Origin of the sequence: Pseudomonas kurunegalensis, assembly GCF_030291635.1 — a bacterium.
GTDB classification, from domain to species: domain Bacteria; phylum Pseudomonadota; class Gammaproteobacteria; order Pseudomonadales; family Pseudomonadaceae; genus Aquipseudomonas; species Aquipseudomonas monteilii.
Genome location: NZ_CP127871.1, coordinates 3,240,303 through 3,265,224, shown reverse-complemented (window position 1 = coordinate 3,265,224; position 24,922 = coordinate 3,240,303). Strand labels below are relative to the sequence as shown.

20 protein-coding genes are annotated in these 24,922 nt (G+C 62.5%); 7 read left to right on the top strand and 13 right to left on the bottom strand.

Annotated elements, in window-relative coordinates; translation table 11 throughout:
- Positions 1 to 11: 11 nt before the first annotated feature.
- The 8 genes from QQ992_RS14635 to QQ992_RS14600 all read right to left on the bottom strand — a co-directional run bounded on the left by QQ992_RS14635 (position 12) and on the right by QQ992_RS14600 (position 7,033).
- The gene (locus QQ992_RS14635) at positions 12 to 836 is read right to left on the bottom strand and encodes an HpcH/HpaI aldolase/citrate lyase family protein (RefSeq protein WP_286110044.1); all 825 of its coding nucleotides are present in this window, start codon (positions 834 to 836) and stop codon (positions 12 to 14) included.
- Positions 833 to 1,675: an HTD2 family dehydratase gene (locus QQ992_RS14630; protein ID WP_286110043.1), complete on the bottom strand. Its 843-nt coding sequence runs from the start codon at positions 1,673 to 1,675 to the stop codon at positions 833 to 835. The genes QQ992_RS14635 and QQ992_RS14630 overlap by 4 nt, the downstream gene beginning before the upstream one ends.
- A gap of 18 nt (positions 1,676 to 1,693) precedes the next feature.
- The gene (locus QQ992_RS14625) at positions 1,694 to 2,623 is read right to left on the bottom strand and encodes an electron transfer flavoprotein subunit alpha/FixB family protein (RefSeq protein WP_286110042.1); all 930 of its coding nucleotides are present in this window, start codon (positions 2,621 to 2,623) and stop codon (positions 1,694 to 1,696) included.
- Complete coding sequence (locus QQ992_RS14620; RefSeq protein ID WP_286110041.1) at positions 2,623 to 3,372, bottom strand: electron transfer flavoprotein subunit beta/FixA family protein; 750 nt, start codon at positions 3,370 to 3,372, stop codon at positions 2,623 to 2,625. The genes QQ992_RS14625 and QQ992_RS14620 overlap by 1 nt, the downstream gene beginning before the upstream one ends.
- A 53-nt stretch (positions 3,373 to 3,425) precedes the next feature.
- Positions 3,426 to 4,628 carry a CaiB/BaiF CoA transferase family protein gene (locus QQ992_RS14615; protein ID WP_286110040.1) on the bottom strand — a complete coding sequence of 401 codons (1,203 nt, stop codon included), beginning with the start codon at positions 4,626 to 4,628 and terminating at the stop codon, positions 3,426 to 3,428.
- 54 nt (positions 4,629 to 4,682) lie between these two features.
- Complete coding sequence (locus QQ992_RS14610) at positions 4,683 to 5,846, bottom strand: acyl-CoA dehydrogenase family protein (protein WP_286110039.1); 1,164 nt, start codon at positions 5,844 to 5,846, stop codon at positions 4,683 to 4,685.
- Positions 5,847 to 5,918: 72 nt separating this feature from the next.
- Entirely contained in the window at positions 5,919 to 6,515 is a 597-nt protein-coding gene (locus QQ992_RS14605; RefSeq protein WP_286110038.1) for a thiamine pyrophosphate-dependent enzyme, read from the bottom strand.
- A complete protein-coding gene (locus QQ992_RS14600) occupies positions 6,503 to 7,033 on the bottom strand; it encodes a thiamine pyrophosphate-binding protein (protein ID WP_217843246.1) in 531 nt (176 codons plus the stop codon). Before QQ992_RS14600 ends, QQ992_RS14605 begins: the two co-directional genes overlap by 13 nt.
- 491 nt (positions 7,034 to 7,524) lie before the next feature.
- On the opposite strand from QQ992_RS14600, the gene QQ992_RS14595 reads away from it, so the two are divergent.
- From QQ992_RS14595 to QQ992_RS14585, 3 genes are all read left to right on the top strand, one after another.
- Entirely contained in the window at positions 7,525 to 8,835 is a 1,311-nt protein-coding gene (locus QQ992_RS14595) for a dicarboxylate/amino acid:cation symporter (protein WP_286110037.1), read from the top strand.
- A gap of 173 nt (positions 8,836 to 9,008) precedes the next feature.
- Positions 9,009 to 9,932 carry a LysR family transcriptional regulator gene (locus QQ992_RS14590; RefSeq protein ID WP_286110036.1) on the top strand — a complete coding sequence of 308 codons (924 nt, stop codon included), beginning with the start codon at positions 9,009 to 9,011 and terminating at the stop codon, positions 9,930 to 9,932.
- Positions 9,933 to 10,207: 275 nt separating this feature from the next.
- A complete protein-coding gene (locus QQ992_RS14585) occupies positions 10,208 to 11,578 on the top strand; it encodes an MFS family transporter (RefSeq protein ID WP_286110035.1) in 1,371 nt (456 codons plus the stop codon).
- A 102-nt stretch (positions 11,579 to 11,680) separates the two neighbouring features.
- Here the strand turns inward: QQ992_RS14585 and QQ992_RS14580 are convergent, their stop codons facing one another.
- Positions 11,681 to 12,490 (bottom strand): alpha/beta fold hydrolase, encoded by an 810-nt coding sequence (locus tag QQ992_RS14580; RefSeq protein WP_286110034.1) that lies wholly within the window; start codon positions 12,488 to 12,490, stop codon positions 11,681 to 11,683.
- A gap of 89 nt (positions 12,491 to 12,579) precedes the next feature.
- Positions 12,580 to 13,479 carry a LysR family transcriptional regulator gene (locus tag QQ992_RS14575; protein ID WP_286110033.1) on the bottom strand — a complete coding sequence of 300 codons (900 nt, stop codon included), beginning with the start codon at positions 13,477 to 13,479 and terminating at the stop codon, positions 12,580 to 12,582.
- A gap of 107 nt (positions 13,480 to 13,586) precedes the next feature.
- On the opposite strand from QQ992_RS14575, the gene QQ992_RS14570 reads away from it, so the two are divergent.
- The 4 genes from QQ992_RS14570 to QQ992_RS14555 are packed head-to-tail and all read left to right on the top strand — an operon-like array spanning position 13,587 to position 16,747.
- Positions 13,587 to 14,249, top strand: a complete 663-nt coding sequence (locus tag QQ992_RS14570; protein ID WP_286110032.1) for an RraA family protein — start codon at positions 13,587 to 13,589, stop codon at positions 14,247 to 14,249.
- Position 14,250: 1 nt separating this feature from the next.
- On the top strand, positions 14,251 to 14,916 hold the full coding sequence (locus QQ992_RS14565; RefSeq protein ID WP_286110031.1) for an RraA family protein: 666 nt from the start codon (positions 14,251 to 14,253) through the stop codon (positions 14,914 to 14,916).
- Entirely contained in the window at positions 14,913 to 15,542 is a 630-nt protein-coding gene (locus tag QQ992_RS14560) for an RraA family protein (RefSeq protein ID WP_286110030.1), read from the top strand. The genes QQ992_RS14565 and QQ992_RS14560 overlap by 4 nt, the downstream gene beginning before the upstream one ends.
- A complete protein-coding gene (locus QQ992_RS14555) occupies positions 15,539 to 16,747 on the top strand; it encodes a pyridoxal phosphate-dependent aminotransferase (RefSeq protein WP_286110029.1) in 1,209 nt (402 codons plus the stop codon). The genes QQ992_RS14560 and QQ992_RS14555 overlap by 4 nt, the downstream gene beginning before the upstream one ends.
- 13 nt (positions 16,748 to 16,760) lie before the next feature.
- On the opposite strand, the gene QQ992_RS14550 is transcribed toward QQ992_RS14555, so the two are convergent.
- The 3 genes from QQ992_RS14550 to QQ992_RS14540 all read right to left on the bottom strand — a co-directional run bounded on the left by QQ992_RS14550 (position 16,761) and on the right by QQ992_RS14540 (position 24,908).
- Positions 16,761 to 17,144 carry a VOC family protein gene (locus tag QQ992_RS14550; RefSeq protein WP_286110028.1) on the bottom strand — a complete coding sequence of 128 codons (384 nt, stop codon included), beginning with the start codon at positions 17,142 to 17,144 and terminating at the stop codon, positions 16,761 to 16,763.
- Positions 17,145 to 17,268: 124 nt separating this feature from the next.
- Positions 17,269 to 18,615 carry a coiled-coil domain-containing protein gene (locus tag QQ992_RS14545; RefSeq protein ID WP_286110027.1) on the bottom strand — a complete coding sequence of 449 codons (1,347 nt, stop codon included), beginning with the start codon at positions 18,613 to 18,615 and terminating at the stop codon, positions 17,269 to 17,271.
- A complete protein-coding gene (locus tag QQ992_RS14540; RefSeq protein WP_286110026.1) occupies positions 18,612 to 24,908 on the bottom strand; it encodes an AAA domain-containing protein in 6,297 nt (2,098 codons plus the stop codon). The genes QQ992_RS14545 and QQ992_RS14540 overlap by 4 nt, the downstream gene beginning before the upstream one ends.
- Between the last annotated feature and the right edge of the window lie 14 nt (positions 24,909 to 24,922).

Below are 24,922 nucleotides of genomic sequence, written 5' to 3'. Positions count from 1 at the left end.
GGTAACGCGGATTAAGCCTGCGGATCGACGAGCTGCAACAGTGCACGGGCGCGCAGGATCACCGGCGCGTCGACCATCTGCCCGTCCAGGGTGAAGACGCCCGCTCCGCCGTCAGCACCAGCGACCACGCGGCGGGCCCAGTCCAGCTCAGCGGCAGAAGGTTGCAGAGCACGGTGAATGACCGCGATTTGACTGGGGTGGATACACAGGGCGCCGCCGAAGCCCATGTCCCGGGCAAACTGCACATGGTCATAGAGCCCGTCTGCGTCCTGGATGCTCGGGTAGACGCCATCGAGCGGTGCCGCCAGGCCAGCGGCCCGGCTGTGCAGGATTACCGCGTAGCGGGCGTGGAATAAAACCTGCGTAGCCGCTTCGCTGCCGGTGCGCAGGTTCAAGTCAAGGCCTAGGTCCAGACTACCGAATGACAGGCGCTCGACGCCTGTTGCCGCTGCCAGTTGGGGCAGGGCGACCAGGCCCCTGGCACTCTCGATGATCGGCAGTACCGGTTTACCGGTAGCATGCGCGCGCTCGATCTGCTGAACGGTTTCGGCCTTGGGCAAGAGAATGCCGGTCACACCGGCATGGCGATGGCAGAGTGCAAGGTCGGCGTCGAATGCCCAGTGCCCGGGGGCATTGACCCGCACGAGCACCTTGGCCTGCGGATGATCGCTCAGGAACTGCTGCAGGTTTTCTCGCGCCTGCTCCTTGGCAGTTTCCGCGACGGCGTCTTCGAGGTCGACGATTATGCGGTCGGCACCACTGGCCAGCGCTTTGCCAATCCGCTCAGGCCGAGTGGCGGGGACGAACAGCGCCGTTCTGACAATTACCGAGCTCATTGCGTGTTCTCCAGGGTGAATTCGATTTCGCCGGTCTGGGCCATGCCTTGCGCTGCCGTCGCCCAGACTTGGGCCTTGCCCGCTTCGAGCAGACGCCCGCCGACGTCGAACGGCGCTGGCGAGATCAACGGGCGCAGGCCACGGAATGCAAAGCGCTGAACCTGTGCGTGCGGGTTGGCGCGCTGGAAGGCGCGCAGGTTCAAGGTCGCGATCAGCGGGCCGTGCACCACTAGCCCCGGGTAACCTTCGGTTTCGGTGACATAAGGCCAGTCGTAGTGAATGCGGTGGCCATTGAAAGTGACGGCCGAGTAGCGGAACAGCAGGGTCGCGTCCGGTGTGACCGGTTCCTGCCATTGCGCGTCGGGCGCGGCATCTGTGCCGCCGAGTTTGGGCGGGCTGGGCTCGCGGTAGACGATGTCGTGCTCCTCGATCAGCGCCGAGTTGCCGTCCTGCAGGTACTCATGTTGCACCGTCACGAACAGCAGTGCACCGCTACGGCCCTGTTTCTCTTCGGCCTTGATGACCGTCGAGCGACGCGTGACATCGGCTTCGACGCGCAGCGGGCTGATGAACTGCAGGCGGCTGCCGGCCCACATGCGGTTGCGGTTTTCAGCCGGAGGCAGGAAGCCGCCACGTGCCGGATGGCCGTCGCTACCCAAGCCTGCGGCGTCTACTGCCGGCTGGAAGAACGCCCAGTGCCAGAGCAGTGGCAAGGCTTCGCCGGGGGCCGGGCATGGTTCGCTCAAGGTCGCAGCGATGCGCTTGACCAGATTATGGGTAAGGCGCTCCTCGAAGCTTTCACTGCGACCGATCCAGGCGCTGAAGTCTTGTGTGGTCATGCTGATGTCCTCTTGTGGTCAGAGCTGGTCGCTGAGTTCAGGCACGGCTTCGAACAGGTCAGCCACCAGACCATAATCGGCCACCTGGAAGATCGGCGCCTCTTCGTCCTTGTTGATCGCGACGATCACTTTCGAGTCCTTCATGCCCGCCAGGTGCTGGATGGCACCGGAGATACCGACAGCGATGTACAGCTGTGGCGCGACGATCTTGCCGGTCTGGCCGACCTGCATGTCGTTCGGCACGAAGCCTGCGTCGACCGCGGCGCGCGAAGCGCCCACGGCGGCGCCGAGCTTGTCGGCCAGGCTGTACAGGTGCTTGAAGTTGTCACCGTTGCCCATGCCACGGCCGCCGGAAACGACGATCTTGGCAGCCGTCAGCTCTGGGCGATCGGACTTGGCCAGCTCTTCGCCAACAAAGGCCGAAATGCCAGCGTTGTGCGCAGCACCAACAGCTTCAACAGCAGCCGAGCCACCTTCGGCGGCCACGGCGTCGAAGCCGGTGGTACGCACGGTGATGACCTTTATCGCAGCGCTCGATTGCACGGTGGCAATGGCGTTACCAGCGTAGATCGGGCGCTTGAAGGTATCGGCGGACTCGACGGCAATGATCTCTGAGATCTGGTCGACATCCAGCAGCGCAGCAACCCGCGGCAGGATGTTCTTGCCGTTGCTGGTCGCCGGTGCCAGCACGTGGCTGAAGTCCCGGCCCAAATTGGCAAGCATGGGGGCAACATTTTCCGGTAACTGGTGCGCGTAAGCCGAGTCATCGGCCAGCAGTACCTTGCTGACGCCGGCGATTTGCGCAGCGGCAAAGGCTACACCCGCCGCGTCGAGGCCGGCGACCAGCACGACGATTTCGCCGCCGATCTGGTGAGCCGCTGTCAGGGTGTTGAGGGTTGCAGGGGCAAGTGAGTGATTGTCGTGTTCTGCAAGTACCAGAATGGCCATTAGATTACCTTCGCCTCGTTCTTCAGTTTCTCGACCAGTTCTGCCACCGATTTGACCTTGATACCTGCGCTGCGAGCAGCCGGGGCCTCAACTTTGACGGTCTTGTCGGTGGAGGCGAGGGAAACGCCCAGCGCATCTGGAGTAACGGTCTCCAGCGGCTTCTTCTTGGCCTTCATGATGTTCGGCAGCGACGCGTAGCGTGGCTCGTTCAGGCGCAGGTCGGTGGTGACGATGGCTGGCAGGTTCAGCGAAACGGTCTGCAGACCGCCGTCGATTTCACGGGTGACGTTCAGCTTGTCGCCAGCCACGATGACCTTGGAGGCAAAGGTGCCCTGGGCGAAGCCGGTCAGCGCGGCCAGCATCTGGCCGGTCTGGTTGTTGTCACTGTCGATGGCCTGCTTGCCGAGGATCACCAGATCAGGCTGCTCCTTGTCGACAACGGCTTTCAGCGCCTTGGCCACGGCCAGGGAGTTCAGTTCGTCAGTGGCTTCGACCAGGATGGCGCGGTCGGCACCCAGGGCCAGGGCGGTACGCAGTTGCTCCTGGGCAGTGGCTGGGCCGACGGAAACCACGACGATCTCGGTGGCGACGCCTATTTCTTTCAGGCGCACGGCTTCTTCCACGGCGATTTCACAGAAGGGGTTCATGGCCATTTTCACATTGGCCAGGTCGACCCCGGTGTTGTCCGCCTTGACACGGACTTTCACGTTGTAGTCGACCACACGTTTGATAGCGACCAGCACTTTCATAAGCAGTAATACTCGTTCTGGATCAGGGAACAGCAAGCGTTGAAAAAGAGGGGTCAGATGACCCCTGAAGTGCGCAGCTGTTGAATGCGTTCGGTTGGCAAACCTAGCTCACCCAGGATGGCCTCACTGTGCTCGCCAAGGGCAGGGACAGGGTCCATACGCGGTGTATAGGCGTTGCTGGTGGCGGGTGGCAGCAGGCTAGGCACGCTGCCGGTAGCCGTGTCGATCTGCCGCCAACGTTCACGCGCCTTCAATTGTGGGTGCTGCCAGACACCCTGCATGTCGTTGACCTTGGCGTTGGCGATGCTGGCGCCTTCCAGGCGCTGGATCACGGTGTCGAAGTCGAGCGTGGCAAAGGCTTGGACGATCAGGCCGCGCAGGGCATCGCGATTGGCAACGCGCTTGTAGTTGGCAGCAAAGCGCTCGTCTTCGGCCAGCGCAGGGTCGAGCAGCACTTGCTGGCAGAACAGCTGCCACTCCCGTTCGTTCTGCAAACCGAGCATCACCGTGCTGCCATCGCCAATCGGGAAAGGCCCATAGGGATAGATCGTGGCATGGGCGGCACCGGCGCGGGGTGGTGGTGGAGCACCCTCGTAGGCGTAGTACATCGGGTAGTTCATCCACTCGACCAGGCTCTCCAGCATCGAAATCTCGACCTGGCTGCCGACACCGGTCTTCTCCCGCAGCAGTACCGCCGAAAGGATGCCGGTATAGGCATACATGCCGGCGGCGATGTCGGCGATGGAATTACCCGCCTTGGCCATCTGGTCATCACCCGGGCCACCGGTTACCGAGAGGAAACCGCCTTCACTCTGGATCAAGAGGTCGTAGGCTTTCTTCTGCTCGTAGGGCCCGCCAGCGCCGTAGCCGGAAATGTCACAGACGATCAGCCTGGGGAAGCGCTCATGCAGCGTCTCGAAACTCAGACCCAGGCGGGCGGCGGCGCCGGGTGCCAGGTTCTGCACCAGCACATCGGCCTGCTCCAGCAATTGATCGAGGATGCCGCTGGCGATCTCCTGCTTGAGGTCCAGGGTGAGGCTTTCCTTTGAGCGGTTGGTCCATACGAAATGCGAAGCCAGGCCGTTGACGCGTTGGTCGTAACCCCGGGCGAAGTCGCCGCTGCCGGGGCGTTCGACCTTGATGACCCGGGCGCCCAGATCGGCCAGCTGGCGCGTACAGAAGGGCGCCGCGATGGCGTGTTCGAGGCTGATGACGGTGATGCCATCGAGGGGGCGCTGGGCCTTGGACTGGCTCATGAGTATGGTCTCTCTTGTCATGGCAGACCCCTTGCCGGGGCAAGGGGCGCTGAATCAGAACGAGCGTGGCAGTTCCAGGAGGTGCTCGGCCACGTACGACAGGATCAGGTTGGTGGAGATCGGCGCCACTTGGTAAAGGCGGGTTTCGCGGAACTTGCGCTCCACGTCGTATTCGTTGGCAAAGCCGAAGCCACCGTGGGTCTGCAGGCAGGCGTTGGCGGCTTCCCAACTGGCTTTGGCGGCCAGGTACTTGGCCATGTTCGCGGCAGCGCCGGCGTTCTGCCCGCTGTCGTACTGGCGGCAAGCTTCCCAGCGCATCAGGTCGGCCGCTTCGATCTCGATGTGCGCTTCGGCGATCGGGAACTGCACGCCCTGGTTCTGGCCGATCGGTCTGCCGAATACCACGCGGTCACGGGCGTACTGCGCAGACTTTTCGGTGAACCAGCGGCCATCGCCGATGCACTCGGCGGCAATCAGCGTACGCTCGGCGTTCAGGCCATCGAGGATGTAGCGGAAGCCCTTGCCTTCTTCGCCAATCAGGCTGTCGGCCGGGATTTCCAGGTTGTCGAAGAACAGCTCGTTGGTTTCGTGGTTGACCAGGTTGGCGATCGGTTGCACGGTCAGGCCGTTGCCGATGGCTTCGCGCAGGTCGACCAGGAAGATCGACATGCCGTCGACCTTCTTCTTCACCTCGGCCAGTGGCGTGGTGCGGGCCAGCAGGATCATGAGGTCGGAGTGCTGGATACGGGAGATCCAGACCTTTTGCCCATTGATCACGTACTTGTCGCCTTTACGCACGGCGGTGGTCTTGATCTTGGTGGTGTCGGTGCCTGTGGTGGGCTCGGTGACCCCCATCGACTGCAGGCGCAGCTCGCCATTGGCCAGCTTGGGCAAGTAATAGCGCTTCTGCTCCTCGCTGCCATTACGCAGCAGGGTGAACATGTTGTACATCTGCCCGTGGATGGTCCCGGAATTACCACCGCAACGGTTCACTTCCTCCAGGATTACCGAGGCCTCTGCCAGGCCCAGCCCTGAGCCGCCGAATTCCTCGGGGATCATCGCCGACAGCCAGCCAGCGTCGGTCATGGCTTTGACGAAGGCTTCGGGGAAGCCCTTTTCTTCATCGATCTTGCGCCAGTATTCGGCAGGGAAGTCGCCGCACAGGGCACGCACGCCTTCGCGGATGGCGTTGAGTTCTTCGTGGTTGTATTCGGTCATGGTCACTCTCCAGAGTGGGCAGGGCCAGTGGCGTCATCGTGGTTCTGCCAACAGCCCCACCCGCAAACACGGTCAGATGGGCTGGAAGCCCAAGGCGGCGCGGAAACGGTTCTTGATGTAATAGCCGTCGCGCGGCGGCAGCACCCGCGGCGGGTTTTCGGCCTTGATCTTCACGGTGGCGAGCTTGACCCCGTCGCGGTTGGCGAAGCGCTCACGCAGCCCATGCACGCCGTCCATCTCGCGGATTTCGTCAGTCCAGGCAAAGCCGCAGGTCGCGGCCACCTGGTCGAGCTTGATGCCGAACCCGGCGTGGCTGACCTGCATACCGGTCTCACCGAAGTGGCCGTTGTCGAGCACAACGATGGTCAGGTTCTTCGGCTGCTGCAGAGACACGGTCGCCAGCGCGCCAAAGCCCATCAGCAATTCGCCGTCACCGGTGATCACCACCACGCTCTTGTCTGGCTGGGCATTGGCCAGGCCCAGGCCAACGGTGATGGCGCTGCCCATGGCGGCCCAGAGATAGTAGTTGTTGTCGTGATCGCTGGCGGCCATCACATCGTACGAGGCGGAGCCCAGGCCGGTGACGACCAGCAGGTCGCTGCGGTCGGCGAGCAGCGTACGCACCACTTCGCGGCGGCACAGCACGTGGTTGGCGCTTACTTGACCCATTTCTTTTCTCCGATCAGGCGCTGACCGAGCAGCAGGGCAGTGGCGGCATCGCCGTTGAAGGCCATGGTGGCGGCGCCATGCAGCAGCGGGGCGACGTCCTCGGGCTTGTCGGCGCGCCAGGTCATGACTTTCATCAGGTTCAGCGAGGCTTCGGTGGCCTGGCCCATGGGGTTCTGCCAGGCGTTGAACTCAGCCCAGTCACCGCGCATGGTCACCACCATCAGCAGAGGGAAACCTGCGCAATTCTGCAGGGCGAGGGTATTGATGCAGTTACCGACGCCGCTGGACTGCATCAGCAAGGCGCCACGCTCGCCGCCAAGCCAGGCACCCGCGAGGTAGCCGATGCCTTCTTCTTCGGTGGTCAGGACCACGGCCTTGATATCGGGATCTTCATAGGACATGCGGATGGCGGCCGAGTGGCCGGCGTCCGGTACGAACACGACATGTTTGACGTCGTGGGCCTTGAGGACGCGGAACACGTCCTCTTGCCAGTTCTGTTCAGCTTCTTGCGATGACATGGGTATCTCCCGGCAGGGCTGCTCTTGTTTTTCCACATCATGGCGAGAGAAGGCCGGGAGGACGACTACCGTTTTTTTCTTTGAGATATGCCGCAAAAGCATAGCTTCTGGCGCAGGGGCAAGTATTCCCAGGGTGTGCGACCGTCAGACGCATCAGTTGGGGTATGGCTGCGCAGCGGCATGCAGGGTTATAGAAAATCGGCATAGCTGTTAGGCCCGGGTAGCGGTTAGTTAAGTGAAGGGCCAGACGTTAGTTTGAATGCGCGGCTGGGCAGTACGGGCACAGCCGTTCAAAACAACAAGAAGACTGAGGGTCGCATCATGTTCATTCGCAAACTGGGCAATCTCGTTTGGCGCTCGATCGAGCGAGAGCAGTCATCTGCAGCCGCTCTGTCCCCTCACAGCCGATTCCGGCTTCTTGCACTGTCCTATCTCGTTCCGTAACGGCCACGGTGCTGACGGATCCCCTTACTTGATAAAACAGGTGCTACATGAAATTCAGACTTCCGCTGGCGGGCTGGATACTGCTGGCCATGGCGCTGGGTGTGCTGCTGGGCTATGTCATTTTTCTCACCAGTGCGGACAAAGCCCAGGCGGTGGCGACTGCGGGCTACATTTCCGTTATCTCTGATGTGTTCCTGCGTCTGATCAAAATGCTCATAGGGCCGTTGGTGTTTTCCACGCTGGTGGTCGGCATTGCCCACATGGGCGATGCCAGTGCGGTCGGGCGCGTGTTCGGCAAGGCCATGCTGTGGTTTCTCACTGCCTCATTGCTGTCGCTGGCGGTGGGGTTGATGATGGCCAACCTCCTGCAGCCTGGGCATCACCTGGCGTTGCCATTGCCTGACATTCACCAGAGTGCATCGCTTGAGACCTCAGCATTCACGCTCAAGGCCTTCGTCACCCATCTGGTGCCGAGATCTTTTGCCGAGGCGTTGGCCAACAACGAGATCCTGCAGATCGTGGTGTTCTCGCTGTTCTTCGGCGTATCCCTGGCTGCGCTGGGTGAAAAAGCCAAAGGCCTGGTACGGCTGACGGACGAGCTGGCACAAGCCATGTTGACGATCACGGGTTATGTGATGAAGCTGGCGCCTCTAGCTGTCATGGCCGCCATGGCGTCAACCGTGGCGGTCAATGGCTTGTCGATCCTCGCGACCTTCGCCGTGTTCATGCGCGACTTCTATCTGGGCCTGGTGCTGCTCTGGTGCCTGCTGATACTGGCGGGCATGTTGTTCCTCGGCCGCCGTGTGTTCGCACTGCTGGCACTGATCAAGGAGGCATTCCTGCTGGCCTTCGCCACCGCAAGTTCCGAATCGGCCTACCCGAAATTGCTTGCGGCGCTCGATCGCTTCGGTGTGAACCGTAAAATCTCGAGTTTCGTCATGCCCATGGGGTATTCGTTCAACCTGGACGGTTCGATGATGTATTGCACGTTTGCCGTGCTGTTCATCGCACAAGCCTACGGTATCGAAATGACGCTCGGAACACAGATTCTCATGCTGCTGACGCTGATGCTCACCTCCAAAGGACTCGCGGGTGTGCCGCGTGCGTCATTGGTGGTGATCGCCGCCACGCTGGTGCAGTTCGATATCCCGGAGGCCGGGCTGTTGCTGATCCTGGGCATTGATACCTTCCTCGATATGGGCCGCTCGGCAACCAATGCGGTGGGCAACTCCATTGCCACCGCAGTCGTGGCCAAATGGGAAGGGGAGTTGCAGGCGCCCAGGTTGCAAGAGCCTGGCCTTGGCAAACCGGATGTAGCGGCTGCGCCCAGCAGGACGGACGAGCCTGTGATGAATTGAATGCAGGCATTGGTCATGCCTGATCAGCGACATGGCCAATGCCCTCATCAGCGAATGCTGCAGGTGACTACCTGATATATCCAAATTGTATAGCTGCTGCCCCGGCCGCTGATTAGACTGTCCCGAAAGCGCCGGTTGCAGGGCGCTGCCTTCCTGTTCGCAATGGTTGATCGATGGACGTAGTGCAACTCAAGACCCTCATTCATGTGGCCGAGCTTGGCAGCTTGAGCAAGGCGTCAGATCGCCTGCACGTGGCGCAACCTGCCTTGAGCCGGCAGATCCGGCAGTTGGAGAAGGAACTGGGCGTTTACCTGTTCGAACGGCACGGCCGCGGCATGGAAATCACCCCGGCCGGGCTTGAGGTACTGGAGCGTGCTACGCGCATCATGGATGAGCTCGAAGCCATCCGCACTTCCGTCGCCGGCGGGCGCGCTGCGTTTCGTGGCATGGTCGCCATCGGCACCACGCCGACCATCGCCGAGATCGTTACGGTGCCTTTGGTCAAGCGCATTCGCGATACCCACCCGGACTTGTCCATCCGCTTCTCTTCAGCGTTCAGTGGCTACCTGCTGGACTGGTTGCAGCGTGGCGAGCTGGAACTCGCCATCTCTTACGACCCGCAACCTCTGCACACGCTGCGCATCGAGCCGGTGATGATGGAAAACCTGGTGCTGGTCGGCCCACCCGAAGCAGGCCTGGACCGGGATACCGCCGTGCATTTCGCCGAATTGGCCGAGGAGCAGATGGTGCTGCCAAGCCCGCGCCACGGCTTGCGCAAGATCATGGACCAGTGCGCGCTGGAGCGCGGGTTCAAGATCACCACCAGCGTCGAGGCCGACTCCTTCGGCGCCATGATCGACCTGGTCCGCAACGGGTTCGGTTTCACGGCCTTGCCGCTGGCGTCGATATACGCGCAACTAAAGGACGGCACCTTGTGCGCCGCGCCGCTGATCGACCCGACCCCCATGCGCAAGCTGGTGCTGGTGTCCCCGGCAGACCGGCACGTCAGCCCGGCCACGCGTTATGTTGGCCAGACCTTCGTCGAGATTGCCTCGGAGCTGGTGGGTCAGGGGATCTGGGCTGGGCACATGCTCTGAGCTGCTGCCTCGCCTTAGCTATTCAATCGCAGCATAACTGCTAGAGCTCTGGCGATCTGGCCGCTGTCGGGGGGAGGGCGTAGCTTTGCCCGGGAATAAAAGTCAGTGCCCTTTGACTGACTTGTAAAATAATAGATCCCAAAAGGTACCCCCAAGATGTGTGTTACATCCCCTCGCGTTCTGCCGTGTTCCTCCCTCTTATCTAAAACGACTCCCAGCCAGTAATCCGACGCCGCTGTTCCTTTCTTGCGTTCGCCCAGAATCTGGAGTCCCCCATGCACGCCAACAACAATAATGCTGCCTCCCCCGACATCCGTAACCTGACCAACCGCCAACGCATCCGCGCCATTCTCGGCGCCTGCTCCGGCAACCTGGTGGAGTGGTACGACTTCTTCATCTACGCCTATACCTCGATCTACTTCGCCGCGCTGTTCTTCCCCCAAGGCGACCAGACCACGCAACTGCTCGCCACGGCAGGCATCTTCGCCGTCGGCTTTTTCATGCGCCCGCTGGGCGGATGGATCTTTGGCTACCTGGCCGACACCCGCGGCCGGCGATTCTCCATGATCATCTCGGTGTTCCTGATGTGTGGCGGCTCGCTGATGATCGCCGTACTGCCCACCTATGAAAGCGTCGGCATGGCTGCCCCGGTGCTCCTGCTTATCGCCCGCTTGATGCAGGGGCTATCAGTCGGCGCCGAGTACGGTACCGGCGCGACCTACATCAGCGAAGTGTCGAGCACCGGCAAGCGCTGCTTCTTCGGTTCGTTCCAGTACTTCACCATCATCGCCGGCCAGTTGCTGGCATTGCTTACCGTGGTGGTGCTGCAGAATGTGTTGGCGCTGGACGACCTGAAGGCCTGGGGCTGGAGAATCCCGTTCCTGATCGGCGCGGTGAGTGCGCTGGTGGTGGTATACCTGCGCCGCTCGATGCTGGAAACCGCCCACGCCAAGGACAGCAAGCACAAAGAGGCCGGGTCGATCAAAGCCTTGATGCGTCACAAGAAGGCGGTGTTGCTGACCATGGCGATCACGGCAGGCTGCTCGCTGCACTTCTATACGTTCTCGACCTACATGCAGAAGTACCTGGTGGTCTCCGCAGGTTTCGACCCCACCACCGTCAGCTGGATCATGACCGCAGCGCTGATCGTGTTCATGTGCCTGCAGCCGGTCTACGGGATGCTGGCTGACCGGATCGGCTCGCGCAACAGCATGATCACGTTTGGTGTACTTTCCAGTGTGTTCATCGTGCCATTGCTGAGCGGGCTGAAGAGTGTCAGCAACCCGTACGAGGCCTTTGCGCTGGTCATGGGCGGGTTGCTGATCGCTGCGTTCTACACGCCAGTCACCGGCGTGTTGAAAGCCGACCTGTACCCTGCGACGGTACGTGCGCTCGGTGTTGGTTTGCCTTATGCGATTGGCAATGCCTTGTGCGGCGGCACGGCCGAGTATGTCGCGTTGATGTTGCGAGGAGCCGGTGTCGAGTCGATTTTCTATTACTACGTTGCCGCCATGAGCGCGATCACCCTGCTGGCTGCGGTGCTCATGCCCGACCTGCGCAAGCACGGCTACCTTGACGGTTCCGGTACGGTCGAAGCAAACACCGGCTGGCGCTCGAGCCCGGACTATACGTCCGTCCGTAACTGAAATCCGCAGGCTTCGGGCAACTGCACGATGCGTTGCCTGAAACCATCATCGCTCATTTGTGACCGCACTCAGCCGAGCAGTGGCCAGAGCCGGTGATCTGCATCAGGCGCGGTCTTGCAATGCCTTGATGTGCTGCCACATCAGCGCCGGATTGGAATACATCGGGAAGTGGCCACAATCTGGGATGCAAGCCAATTGCACCCCTTGGGCCGCGATGTCGTCCAAATAGGAAAGGTGGGAGTTGGTGACGCCGTACATGTACTGGCGCGGGAAAGGCAACGCCAGGAATTTCTTCATCAGACCGCCGTTATCCGACAGCTCTACCATGGACTCGAAGATGCCGCGGACCGCCCCGGTGCGCACTTTGTGCGCCAGGCTAGCCGCATAAAGCGCGCTGGCAGGATCGGCGGCAAGTCGGGTGCGTTCGATGAATTCGCGAAAGAAACGTGCGTCATCCTCGCGTTTGTGAGCGTGGATCTGTCTGCTGAGGAAGCAATCCTCCGGCGCGATGTTGCCCTCGATGTCGACGAAACTCAGCACGCGCTCTGGCGCCGCGTCAGCGAGCATCAGCCCGGTCAAGCCCCCCATGGAGTGACCGACCAGATGGAATCTGTCGACGCCGAAGTGTTCAAGTACGGCCTGGGCAGTCTTCACCAGCAAGGGGATGTTGATGCGAGAGAGATCGCTGCATTGGGTTTCACCGCAACCGGGCGCATCGTAGGCAATGAAAGGGTGACCTTCGAAAGCGGGCTGCAGCGTGATGTCGGCATAGTCTTCTTTGGTCGAACCGAACCCATGCAGGAAAAGGATGGGTGTTTTGGGACCGGATCGATGGATCACCGCCAGATCCAGCAACACGCCGTCAATGTTCAACGGCAATTTCTCGTGAGTGAAGCGAGCAGGGTTTGCCACGGTGGGAACTCCTTTTACAGAGGCCTCAATGTCGTTCCAGCCCCGCACTTTGTAAAATACGAAGCCGCGAACCCAGTCATATGCCCAGCCTATGATGGAAAAATCTGTTTGGCCTGATCGATCATCGCATCCACCAGCGGGTTGCTGTTGACGCCATGCCATGCCATGGCGGTTGTGACAACTTTCACTTCCGGCTGCAAAGGCCGCACCAGCACATTTTCTGGCGCCAGTTTGTCCATGGACGTCGGCACCAAGGCGATGCCCTGGCCACAACTGACGAACGCCACCTGCGATGAGACCGAGCGGACCTGATGCACGATACGCGGTGCGAAGCCGCTGGATTTGCATAGCCCCACCAGATAATCGAAATACACAGGGCTTACGTCTCTTGAGGCCATCACCAGCGTTTCATCGGCAAGCGTCTTCAGGTCGATGGCGTCACTGGCGGCCAGAGGGTGGTCCTTGGGCATCGCGACGGCCAGTCGGTCCTCTGACAGAGGCATCGACTGCAGGTGCCGGCCAAGGTTGCCTTCAAGGCGCGCAAACGCGATGTCGATATCGCCAGCCTCGAGCGCCGGAATCGCCTCCGCGCTGTCGATTTCTCGAACCGAAACCGTGATCAACGGGTGGTCCTGCTTGAAGCGCTCGATCAGCCGGGGCAGCACATCGATCATTGCCGATGTGATCGCCCCGATGGTCAGCACACCGGCGTGACCGGTCACGGCCTCGTGGACCGCCAATTCCAGACGCTCCAACTGATCCGCAAACTTTCGCACTGCCGGGAGGATTGCAGCTCCGGCTGCAGTGAGCTGAGCGCCACGGCGCGAGCGGGTGAACAGTTGAACGCGAAGGGACTGTTCGAGCGCCTGGATTTGCTCGGTCAACGGTGGCTGCGACATGCCCAGTCGCTTGGCTGCGCGGCTGAAGTTCTGGTCCTCGGCAACTGCCAGGAACAGCCAGAGGTGGCGTATCAAGCGAAAGTTGATCACAGCACGCTTCCATAGGTTTTGGGTATGACAAGCTTAGCTTCTTCGTAATATACGTATCAAATCTCGTCGCAGATACTCAAGCCTCACCTACAAGAGGCCTGCAACCGATGAGCTTGAAAGCCCCGCTTGATCGCCTGGCTGCGCTCGATACCAACACGGTGTCGGACGCGCTGGATTTCCTCCAGCTGCCTGGTGCCACCAACGGCCTGATGCCGCTCTGGAACTGCCCGAAGATTGTTGGCCGCGCCAGCACCGTGCAGTTGGGGCCAAAGCAGGACGTGGCGCCCACCGTTCACCTGATTACCCCGGTCGTGGAGCAGATCAGCACCGATGACCGCGTGCTGGTGATCGCCGGTGGCGTCGACGGTATCTCCAGCTGGGGCGACATCCTGGCCAACGCAGCCCAGCGCAAAGGCATTCGTGGCTCGATCATCGATGGCTTCAGTCGCGACATCCGCGGCAGCGCCGATATCGGCTATCCGGTTTTCGGCCGCGGCGTGACCATGATCAGTGCACGTAACCGGCTCATCCAGATTGACGCGGCCGTGAAAGTTCGCATGGCCGGGGTTGACGTTGAGGAGGGCGACTACGTGATTGCCGATGAATGCGGCACCGTTTTTGTCCCGGCCCACGCTATCGAAAAGGTGCTCGACCTGGCCGAGCGTATCGATCGCCGCCAGGCCGGTATGGTCGACGCCGTCCGTGCCGGCCGTTCGGTCGAAGAGGTGATGCACGACACCCAATTCGAAGCCATCAAGGTGGAACACTGATATGAGCCTTTCCGATAAAGATCTCGTTGCTTTGTTCGAAGGCCTGGACACCCCAGGTGTGTCCGATGCGATGGACAAGCTGGGTCTCCCTGGCCAGGCCTTCGGTATCGCACCACTGGCCAACTACAGCCAAGTTGTGGTCGGGCCGGCCTTCACTGTTCAGTACGTCAGTGCTAGCACGCCGCCCGGCACTGTGGGTGACTTCATTGATGAAGTAGCACCCGGTGACGTTGTCGTCATTGCCAATGACGGCCGCCCCGATTGCACGGTGTGGGGCGACATCATGACCCAGTACGCCTTGGCCCGCGGTATTGCCGGCACGGTCATAGACGGTGTCTGCCGCGATGTGAACAAAGCACTGGGCGAAGGCTACCCGCTGTTCAGCAAGGGCCGCTTCATGCGTACCGGCAAGGACCGAGTGGAGGTCGTGGCTGTCAACCAGCCGGTATCGGTTGGCCAAGCCCGGGTTTGTGCCCGCGACATCGTCGTCGCTGACGTCAATGGCGTCGTCATCGTCCCGCGTGATCGTGCCCGGGAAGTCGCTGAAACGGCACGTCGTATCGAACAGGTCGAAGCGCAGATCCGCGAACAGATCGCCACTGGCAAAAGCCTCAAGGAAGCTCGCGCCGCCCTCGGTTACCACTCCCTGCAGAGCAAACAACCATGAGCCTTCCAGACGACTATCAGAACATCGCAAAAGTCCTCGGCAGCTCCACCCTGTACGAGGCCTCTGGGCTGCCGTGCGCGGTCGATCGTGATATTCGTGCGGTCTGGAAAGGCGCGTTCATCGCGGCACCAGCTTACCCGCTGCAATGCTCGCCAGGAGACAATCTGGGCCTGCACCTGGCTGTGGCGAAAGCGCCGCGCGGTAGCGTTCTGGTTTGTGATACTGCCGACTTCGTCGCCGGCTACTGGGGTGAGGTGCTCACTGTCGCGGCAGAGGCCGCGGGCATTGTCGGGCTGGTGATCAACGGCGGCGTGCGCGATATCGCCGCGCTTGAAGCCCACGGATTCCCGGTGTTTGCGCGGGGTATTTCGGTCAAAGGTACCGTTAAAGCAACCACGCCTTCGGTAGGCAAGTCGTTCGACTTCAGCGGTGCGCAAGTAAGTGTCGGCGATTTGGTAGTCGCGGACGAGGACGGCGTCATCATCATCCCGGCCGATGCCGTTGAAAGCACGCTACGCAAAGGCCAGAAGCGCGCCGACAAAGAGGCCGTGTTCATGGCCAAGCTACGCGAAGGCCAGACCACCATGGACCTGATGGGCCTTTCCCACCCGGAGGAGCACGCGTGAGCCTGGAAACGCTGAACCGTCGCCTGGAGGCTGCCAAGCCTTCGGCGACCTACACGATCATCGACCGCGTCGCTGCGCGCCGCGCAGAAGGGGCGAACATCATTTCGCTCTGTGCAGGCGAGCCTGACTTCGATACGCCGGAGCACATCCGTGCCGCGGCCATCAGTGCGATCAACGATGGCCACACTCGCTACACCCAGGTGGCTGGTCTTCGCGCACTGCGTGAAGCCATTGCCCGCAAGTACCAGCGCGAGAATGGTCTGGATGTCAGCTGGCAGGACACGCTGGTGTGCAGCGGTGGCAAGCAGGTCATCTTCAATGCCCTGGCCGCAACCTTGAACGAAGGCGACGAAGTGGTCATTCCTGCGCCGTACTGGGTCAGCTATCCAGAAATGGTCGAGCTGTGCGGTGGCGAGTCGCGAATTGTTGCCTGTGGCGCCGCGTCGAGCTTCAAGCTGACCCCGCAAGCGCTGGCCGAAGCCATTGGCCCGAAAACCCGCTGGCTGATCCTGAACTCGCCGTCCAACCCCACGGGCGCGGTGTACGACCGCAACGAGCTGCTGGCGCTGGCCGAGGTGTTGCTGGCCCATCCGCAGGTACTGATTCTGGCGGACGACATCTATGAACACCTGATCTTTGACGGTCGTGAGTTCCTCACGCTTGCCCAGGTCGAGCCACGACTGGCTGCACAAACACTGACCATGAACGGCGTGTCGAAAGCCTACGCCATGACCGGCTGGCGCATCGGGTTCGCCACGGGTCCTCGCTGGCTGCTCGAAGCGATGGAAAAGCTGCAAGGTCAGCAGACCTCGGGCGCCTGTACCATCTCGCAGCACGCTGCAATCGCCGCCCTGGACGGTCCGAAGGGCTTTATCGTTCACAGCTGCGAAGTTTTCCAGCGGCGCCGCGATTTCATGGTCGAACTGCTCAACCAGGCGCCGGGTATCAGTTGCGAAGTCCCGGGCGGTGCCTTCTACGCGTTCGCTGACTGTGCTGGCCTGATCGGCAAGCGCTCGTCAGGTGGCAGTGATCTCGTTGACGACGAGGCGGTTGCGATAGCATTGCTTGAAGAAGCCAACGTGGCCGTGGTTCAAGGTAGTGCGTTTGGTTTGCCTGGTTACCTGCGTATTGCCTATGCGCTCGATGATGAGTCGCTTCGCGCTGCGTGTCAGGCGATTCACAGTTTCTGCAGCACTACTCGGTAACCTCGGCTGGTGGTCAGTCAAGCATTTGTTCGGCGATCTCGATCAGGTTCAGGCCCGGGTCGCGCAGGTACACCGAGCGGATCGGGCCGGTGGCACCGGTGCGTTGCACTGGCCCTTCGACGATGGGCCAGTGTACCTTGCGCAGGTGAGCGATCACGACCTCGAGGGGGATGCTGGCGATGAAACACAGGTCCAGCGCGCCGGGCACCGGCAGGTGCGCCTTCGGCTCGAACTCACAGCCGCGCACATGCACGTTGATTTTCTGGTTACCGAAACGGAACGCCAGGCGGCCGGCGCCGAAGGTTTCCGGCTGCATGCCCAGAACGCGGGTGTAGAAGTCGCGGCAGGCGTCGATATCGACGGTGGTAAGTACCAGGTGGTCCAGATGGTCGATCATTAGGTGGCCTCCGTGTGGTCTTGTGCGAGGAGTGGCCGCCTGTATTGCCGGTAGGGTCAGTAAAGACTTTTACCGGTTGTTTTCAGGCATCCTCAGCGGCTATGCCGGCATAGGATCCGCCAAATTATTTCGTTTGTAGCTGTGCAGTGGCAGCCAGGCCTCTGTCTTCAGCGGTAAGTACTTCTTTAAGTGGCGTCTCTCCTACCCCCATCGCTCGCTCGATCAGTAGTTCGCTTCTGTGGCCCTCAAGTATCGCTTGCAGCCGGCCGAACTCGTTGCACCAGATCGTCTCGATATCCTTGTCGCGTTGGGTGTCGCGATCACTACTCAATGCCACCGCTCGCACTTGCAAGCGGCCGTTCTCTGCCTTGCCGCCCAGTTCTACGCCGTAGCCTGGTGTGGCTGGCTTGCGCAGCACGACCTTGCCCGACTCGGCCCACGCGGTGCTCATTCCTTCGCGCACTTCGTAGCCGAGTTCGGCCAGGCCCTGAAGCATGGCTGCGCGACGGGCGAGCGCGGCGTGCGCTTGCACATGGGCGGCAAGAATCGCTTCGCAGCGGCTCGTCAGCTCTTCCACCATGGCCTGCGAGGTGGCGGCCGTGCACTGGCTGACCAGCTCGAGCAATGTCTCGTTCCCTGCATTCAGGTGGGTTCGCACTTCGTTTGCCAGGTCGTGGAGCTTGGCCAACGAATCGCGACTGAGCTGGAAGTCACGACTATTGTTTGCCAGCTCGATCACCAGGCTGTCGAGCAGCAAGTTGCGCTGCTGTGCCTGGACCTGCGCTTCGGCCCGGGCCAAGGCTTGCACGAAGGGCGCCGCACAGGCAGCGCCTTGCAACAGGTGCAGTTCGGCGATATGTCGGTCGATCTGCTGCAGGCGGGGGTCGCGGATCGTTTGAGCCCGCTCGGCCAACCATGTGTTGACGTCGAGCGTGGGGGCGTCGTCCTTGAGCCGCTGAGCCAGCGACCGCTGCTGTTCGCTAAGGGTTTGCACTTCATTGCTGCTGCTCAATTGGGCGAAGCCTTCGGCCAGCAGCTGCTCGGCATTGGCCAGCTGGGCGCCATCGGCCAGCTGTCTCAGTGCTTGCGCCAGGTGCGCGGCGGTGCCGGTGCGGCCGCTCAGGGCCTTGAGCAGAAGCGCCGCGTTTTCCCGCAGGCGGCGTTGGTGCTGACGCTGCTCGGTCGCTTGCCGAACAGCGCGCTCCTCGCGGGCCAGTTGGTCGCGTCGCAGGTGCTCGATCTCAATCGGGACGGCTTTCTGCAGCTCTCGGAACTGGTCGTCAGTGAGCAAGGCGCGCAATCGTGCTTGCCGTGCTCGCGTGGCCGCGCGCTCCTGCTCGTTCAATTGGCCAAGCCCTTCGGCTTGAGCCTCCCAGCGGGCCACGGCCTGATCAAGAAGGCGCAGTTGGCCTTCGCAAATGGCGATGATTTCTTCACGGGTGACGATGCGCACCACCTTCGGGCCACTCATTGGCAGGTCTCCTTGTTGTTGGATGGGGCCGTCTGCTGCTCAGCCTGCATGGCGCCCTCGATGGCCGCACGCAAGCGGGCACGCTCGTTGTCGCCGTCGTGGTACCAGGCCTGGGACGAGACGCGGTGGATCTGCGGGATCGCCCGGCGCAGTACCGATGGCCGCCAGATCTCCCGGGCCCGGGCGCGTTCGAGCAGGGCGTGGCTGGGTGCGTCGCATTCGATGCCGATGGCATAGGTACCGGTCTGCGGGCTTGCGATGGCAAAGTCCAGGCCAAACGCGTCGCCTTCGCTGGCCGGGGCGGCGCTCCAGCCCAGGGACGCGATGAATGCACCAACGATCCTGGCGAAACCGTCGCGGCCCTGGTCGTGCCCATGCGTCGGCTTGCTGCGGTCGGTTTGCAGGCGGCTCAGCAGCTTGCCGCTGTAGTCGAATTCCCCGGCACACAGGGCTCGCGCGTATTCCAGGTAGCCTTGCAGGTAGTCGCGTGGGCTGGCAGGGGCGCGCTGGGTGTTGAGCATGTCTGAAATGTCGGCGATGGGCATCGAGGTGATCATCACCACCTTGCGTCGTGCACGGGTCACCGCCACGTTCAGACGGCGTTCGCCACCGGTCTGGCCGAGCACCCCGAAGTGGCGGCGGAAGGTGCCCTGGCTGTTGCGGCCGAAGGTGGAAGAAAACACGATCACGTCGCGCTCGTCGCCCTGAACGTTCTCGACGTTCTTGACGAACACCGACATGTCTTCACCGTCCTCGCTGCGTTCGCGCTCCTGGGCGTAGGCGGCGCGGAAGGCTTCGTTCTCGGTGGCATGGGCTTCCATGTGTTCCTCGATCAGTTCGGCCTGCTTGCGGTTGAAGGTCACCACACCCACTGAAGGGCGCTGCGCGTAAGGGAGCTGCCAGAGCGCCTCGAGGTACTGCACGACACGTTCGGCTTCGGCAGCGTTGCTCTGGTTCTGGTACAGGCCCTCGACCTGGATCAGTTCCAGCGGCTTGAGCTGTCGGATGCTCGCCTGCGGGTGGCGCACCGGCACGTTCAGGCGATTACCGTAGAACGAGGCGTTGGAAAAACCGATCAGCTCGCGGTAGGCCGAGCGGTAGTGGATTTGCAGGGTGGTGCTGGGCAGGGCGTTGCGCGCCAGTTGCAGCAGGTCTGGGCAGTCCTTGATCTCGCGGCGGTTCCAGGTGTCTTCGAAGGCCTCGCGTTGTTCTTCGTCGGCGTCCTCGTCCGGCTCGTCGCCATCGAACAGTTCGGCCTCGTCACTTTCGATCCGGCTGGAGAAGAACGCCGTCGGCGGCATTTGCTTCTCGTCGCCGCTGACCACGGTGACTCGGCCGCGGAACAGGGTTGGCAGGGCAAATTCCACCGGCATCTGAGATGCCTCGTCGTAGATTACCGTGTCGAACAGGCCGTTCTTCAGTGGCAGCACCCGACTGGCCACGTCCGGGTTCATCAGCCATACCGGGCGCAATGTCATCAGCCCCAGCGGTGCACCCAGTTCGAGAAACTCTCGCAGCCGGCGTGAGCGCTTGCCAGTCAGCCGGGTCACGTCCTCCCACTGCTTGCGGCTGCCCAGGCGCGCCGGGTCGATGCCGGTGGCCAATAGCTGGCGGTTGAGCTCACGCATCCGGGTATCGGCCTGAGCCAGGCTGGCGACCTTGGCTTGCGCCTCTTCCTGGCTGAACAGCAATTGCGGGTTGGCCTGTTCGATGCGGTGCTTCCAGCCCAGCCGCGCTTCTCGGTTGAGCAGACGGCGGACGGCGGCGTCGAGTTGTGCGGCGGGCAAAGCGTCGAGTTGCGCCTGGCGCTGGCGCAGCAGGGCCAGCAGGTCCAGGTCAGCCTCGGCGAGTTGCCCGGCGCGGGCCCGGAAACCCTGGTAGGCCTCCAGGTGGGGTAAGGCGTCGTGCAGGCTGCTGAGTGCCAGTTCGTTGCTCAAGTTGTGTTCCACGGCATGCCGCAACTTTTGAGCCAGTTCGTTGCCAAGCCAGTCGTCGAGCAGCTTGAGCTGGTCGAGGCTGGACTGGCGCACGCCCTGGCGCAACAGGGAGGCGTCAAGATCGCCGAGCAACGCCTCCAGGTGTTGTTTGTCGCCGGTAAGCACGGCGTCATCTGCCTGACGTGCGCGAGGCGACTGTGCCAGTGCCTGCGCCAACGCCTGGATCTCGACGAGCTGACGGATATCAGCCTTGACCAAGGCGGCCAGTTCCAGGCCCGCCTGGTCGGCGACACTGTCCAGGGTCAATGCTTGGTGAAGTGCAGCAAGTTCGGTGCGCAGGGGGCGCCATTGCTGTTCCAGATCGATGGCCGCGCGCAACCCTGGCAGGGCTTCATCCATACGGCTGTCACCCTGCGCTTCGAGGAAACCGCGCAGGCGCTTGCGCCTGAGCAGGTGCAGCGGATTGATGCGCGCCAGCCAGGAGCGAGCGGCCATGACCCGGGCGCAATCGCTTTCCAGGCTGCGCAGCGGCTTGCTATCGAGCAGGCTCAGCGCGGGCGACAGTGCAGGCAGGTAATCGCCTTCGGGCAGTTGGTCGAGCTGCTGTTGCAGCTGCCGCAACTCGTTCAGCATCGACTCGCCGCGTGGCAACTGCTCGCCGTCCTTGCTGCGGAACAGCGGCAGCCAGCGGGCCAGGCGCAGCCGCTGTTCCTGGCTCAGGCCGAGCAAGGCCGACACATGGGCTGCTATCCATGTCCGGTACGGCGCAGGGTCTTCAATCTCGAAGCTGGCCGGGTGTGCTTGCAGGGTTGCCTGGCGTTGCAGCTCAGCCTGGCTGAAGGCCTGCAGGTTGTCGGTAAAGGCCTGCAGGGTTGAGCGGTCCGTGGCGAACGGCTGCAACTGCGCCAGGGCACTGCCTTCGTAGCGGGCGGGCAGCCACAGGCGTATCAGGGGGGCGCAGTTTTCTTCCAGGCGGGTCAGGCTGGCAACATCGAGCACGGCCAGGCGCTGGCGCAATGCCGGGAACTCGAGGGGAGGCGGCCCATCTTCGAGGGCGATCAGCTCACCCAGCAGGCGTCGGTAGCTCAAGCCTGTGGCCGGGTCCGGGCGATGCAGGCTCTGGTGGAAGCGATCCAGCTCGCCTTCGAGCGCCTCGATCCGCGCCGCCGCCTGTTCGCGCTGGCGGAGCAGGCCCTGGCCTTCATCGCCACCGATGAACAGGGTTTCCAGCTGTTCGCGAATGCTGCGGATGATCGGCTCACGGTCGCGGTTGACGTCGTTGAGCATGACGATGCGCTGGCCCAGTCCTTCGGCCACCAGGCGCTTGTACACGACCTCCAGCGCCGCGTGCTTCTGGCACACGATGAGCAGGCTGCGCTGGCGGCCGATGGCGTCGCCGACCATGTTGACGATGGTCTGGCTCTTGCCGGTGCCTGGTGGCCCCTCGACCAGCAGGCCCGGGCCTTGGCGTGCTTGCAGTACGGCTGCTTCCTGAGAAGGGTCGCTGGCGACGGTGAAATAGCGGTGCAGTTCAGCCGGTGGGGGCACGGCCTCGGCTTGCTCGTCGGCCCTGAGCCGCAACGCTGTCTCGAGCCCGCTGCCAGCAGGCGAGAGCGACTTCAACTGGCGCAGGTCCTCGCCGATGGCCTGGCCCATGAAGGTGACGTGGAACAACACGCCGGCACAGGCCAGTTCGTCCTGGTAAGGCACGACTTCCATGCTGCTGGCCGGCAGGCCGACGATGCTCCGCGAGCGTGCGGTGGCAAGCATGCCGAACGCATCCATCACATCGCTGGCGCGGATCGAGGAGCGGCCAAGCAACTCGTCGGCCGTCTTGCGCCAGCGCTTGCAGGCTTCGGCCCCGAGTACGCTTTCCAACGCGGGGTTCAGGCGTACCTCTTCGCGTTCGCTGTCGAAGGCCAGGGCCGCAAGGCCGCGGCTGCCCACTTCCAGCAGCAGTTTTACCGGCCACAACAGCAGTGGAATGATGCGTGTGCGCGTGGTACCGCGTGGGTCGCGACTGAGCAGGAACGGGAAACCCAGGTACAGCCCGTCAATGCCGGTGTCACGTTTGTACAAGGCGCTCTGCCGGTGTAGCGCGTGCAGGCGTGAAGCAATCTGCGGCATGGCCTGGAGGCATTCCGGGTCCAAATTCACGGCCCGTTCGTTGCGCAGCAGCAGGTGGTCGAGCAGGGCGGCGGCCGGATGGCGCTCGCTGTGCAGTTCGTTGAGATCGACCCGGGCGGTGGTCTTGCCGATGCTCATGCGCACCAGCGGCCCGCGCATCACTGCCGTTACCACCTTCTTCTCGAAGAACTCGAGGATCTGTGACACATACTGCTGCTTTTGCGGCTCAAACCACTGGCTTGCCGGAATGGCTAGCAGCACCAGGGCCTGGGCCAGCGGCATACGCCGTTCCAGCCGGAATTGTTCGGCCCAGGCATCCACTGCGGCGACACCGCTGCGGGCGAACCCGCGTATGCGCTCATCGACGCTGTGATAAAGGTCCTGGCGCGGGTGCTGCAGTAGCGCAGTGGCAGCTTCGCTGTCGAACCAGCCGACCTCGACGCTGCTGGCCAGCTCAGCTGCTTCCTGGATGATCGCATCCACTGAACGGAATTGCCCGATCGAAGCACTGAGCAGCACAATCAGGTCTTCTTCGGCGATGACCCGTCGTTCCGCAAGTGCCTGCAGGCCAGGGTGCTCGGTATCCGGCAGCAGGCGCTGGCGCGCTTGCCATTCGCTGGTGAGCTTTGCCCGCGAGGTCGATAGTAGGTATACCCGCAAGGTCTCTTCGACCAGTTCGATCTGCTGATGCAGGGCGCGCTGGCGAACCTGTTCGGCGCGCAGTTTGAGGCGAGAAAGCCAGTTATCGGTCTGCAGCTGCTCCAGCAGATCGGGCACTGAGCCACTGATCAGCCGGTAGCCTTCCAGCGGATGCGCCAGCAACCAGCCCGGGGTGACGATATCGCCGCGGTGTATCAGCGGGATCTCCGGGTTGAGCAGTTTAAGCGCGAGCATCAAACGGAAATCGTCCTCGAGCCCGTCATGCTGCGCCACCTGGCGCAGGCCGGCGAGCAATGAGGGGGGGAGGCCGAGCTGCTCGGCCCAAGTGACGATGACGCCGCGCATCAGGTGGTCGAGAGCCTGCTGCCAGTGCTCGGCGTGCGCAGCGGCGAGCGCGAAAACCGCCGGTTTGTGATAGCAGGCTTCGCCCAGCTGCACGGTGGCACCTTCGCCGTAGTCGCGTTCGGCGAAGGCTGAAGCCGGCGCCTGTACCGAGCGACCGTCGAGCCAAGCCTCGACCTCGGACCATTGCCAGCGCTGATGCCGGTCGCGTGCCAGAAGGCCACGCAACAACAGGTGCAACTGCGGGTCGAGGTCGTCGGGAATCGGCACGCCGTTGGCCAGTACATGGATGAGGAAAGCATTGGCATGGATGCCTTCGAAGCAGGCACCCGCGGTCAGTTGCTCCAGCAGGATCATGCCCAGGCTCCACCAATCCGAGGCGGCAGCCACACCGCCAGCGATGGCTTCAGGCGCCATGTAGCGGCTGGTCTCCAGGGGCGAGACGATATCCAGGTCGAATTCTGACAGGCGCGCCGAGCCAAAGCCGCTGATCACCAGGTCCAGTGGCTCATGGGCACGAATCAGCAGGCTGGCCGGGCGCAGGTCACGGTGGCGCAGCCCGGCCTCGTTGAACGCATGCAGTGCCTGGCCCAGTTCGCGCAGCACATGGCGCACGCTGTGAGCTTCACGGATCACGCCGCCGAGGTCTGCGAGGCTGCCGCCGGTCAGCTTCTCGACCACTTCGAATGCACGGCCATCCCAGCGGCCGGTGGCGATGATGTCGGGCACGTGCTCGCGTGGCAGGCGGCGGACCACGTCGTAGACCGCTGGGTCGGGTTCCGCGCCTGGTCGATAAAGGGTCAGCACCGCTTGGCGAGCGGTTTCCTGGTGTTCTGCCAGGTAACGCTCTCGGACGCCGTCGGTATTGCTGATCTGGCTGATCAGCGACCAGCCTTCGATCAATGTTTCGCTGGTTGCGGGCTCCTCGTCGACCGGGGCAACGGGCACATCGTTGATTGAGGGCTGGGCGGGCAGGGCATCGCACTGCAGGCACATCAGGTCGCCGGGGTTCATGGCATGGCCGTTTTCACAGGCGATGCCATGGGCCGGGGGCGTATCCGTCGGCGGAAGCTTGTCCAGAGTATGGATGACCTGCGGGCGCCAGCCGTCAGCGTGGATCGGCTCACCAGCGAGGTCCCAGTTGCACGGGTGCTGGTCGACGCTGCCCTCGCAGAACATCTCCTGTACCGGGCGTGCAGTGTTGCAATTGGGGCAATAGCGAATCATCGGGCGAATTCCGG

Bases quoted from the DNA above. Each gene is read 5' to 3' on its own strand.
- QQ992_RS14595 (WP_286110037.1), top strand. From the start codon at position 7,525: ATGAAATTCAGACTTCCGCTGGCGGGCTGGATACTGCTGGCCATGGCG.
- QQ992_RS14590 (WP_286110036.1), top strand. From the start codon at position 9,009: ATGGACGTAGTGCAACTCAAGACCCTCATTCATGTGGCCGAGCTTGGC.
- QQ992_RS14550 (WP_286110028.1), bottom strand. From the start codon at position 17,144: ATGATCGACCATCTGGACCACCTGGTACTTACCACCGTCGATATCGAC.
- QQ992_RS14630 (WP_286110043.1), bottom strand. From the start codon at position 1,675: ATGACCACACAAGACTTCAGCGCCTGGATCGGTCGCAGTGAAAGCTTC.
- QQ992_RS14620 (WP_286110041.1), bottom strand. From the start codon at position 3,372: ATGAAAGTGCTGGTCGCTATCAAACGTGTGGTCGACTACAACGTGAAA.
- QQ992_RS14560 (WP_286110030.1), top strand. From the start codon at position 14,913: ATGAGCCTTCCAGACGACTATCAGAACATCGCAAAAGTCCTCGGCAGC.
- QQ992_RS14585 (WP_286110035.1), top strand. From the start codon at position 10,208: ATGCACGCCAACAACAATAATGCTGCCTCCCCCGACATCCGTAACCTG.
- QQ992_RS14615 (WP_286110040.1), bottom strand. From the start codon at position 4,628: ATGAGCCAGTCCAAGGCCCAGCGCCCCCTCGATGGCATCACCGTCATC.
- QQ992_RS14540 (WP_286110026.1), bottom strand. From the start codon at position 24,908: ATGATTCGCTATTGCCCCAATTGCAACACTGCACGCCCGGTACAGGAG.
- QQ992_RS14635 (WP_286110044.1), bottom strand. From the start codon at position 836: ATGAGCTCGGTAATTGTCAGAACGGCGCTGTTCGTCCCCGCCACTCGG.
- QQ992_RS14545 (WP_286110027.1), bottom strand. From the start codon at position 18,615: ATGAGTGGCCCGAAGGTGGTGCGCATCGTCACCCGTGAAGAAATCATC.
- QQ992_RS14565 (WP_286110031.1), top strand. From the start codon at position 14,251: ATGAGCCTTTCCGATAAAGATCTCGTTGCTTTGTTCGAAGGCCTGGAC.
- QQ992_RS14625 (WP_286110042.1), bottom strand. From the start codon at position 2,623: ATGGCCATTCTGGTACTTGCAGAACACGACAATCACTCACTTGCCCCT.
- QQ992_RS14605 (WP_286110038.1), bottom strand. From the start codon at position 6,515: ATGGGTCAAGTAAGCGCCAACCACGTGCTGTGCCGCCGCGAAGTGGTG.
- QQ992_RS14600 (WP_217843246.1), bottom strand. From the start codon at position 7,033: ATGTCATCGCAAGAAGCTGAACAGAACTGGCAAGAGGACGTGTTCCGC.
- QQ992_RS14570 (WP_286110032.1), top strand. From the start codon at position 13,587: ATGAGCTTGAAAGCCCCGCTTGATCGCCTGGCTGCGCTCGATACCAAC.
- QQ992_RS14610 (WP_286110039.1), bottom strand. From the start codon at position 5,846: ATGACCGAATACAACCACGAAGAACTCAACGCCATCCGCGAAGGCGTG.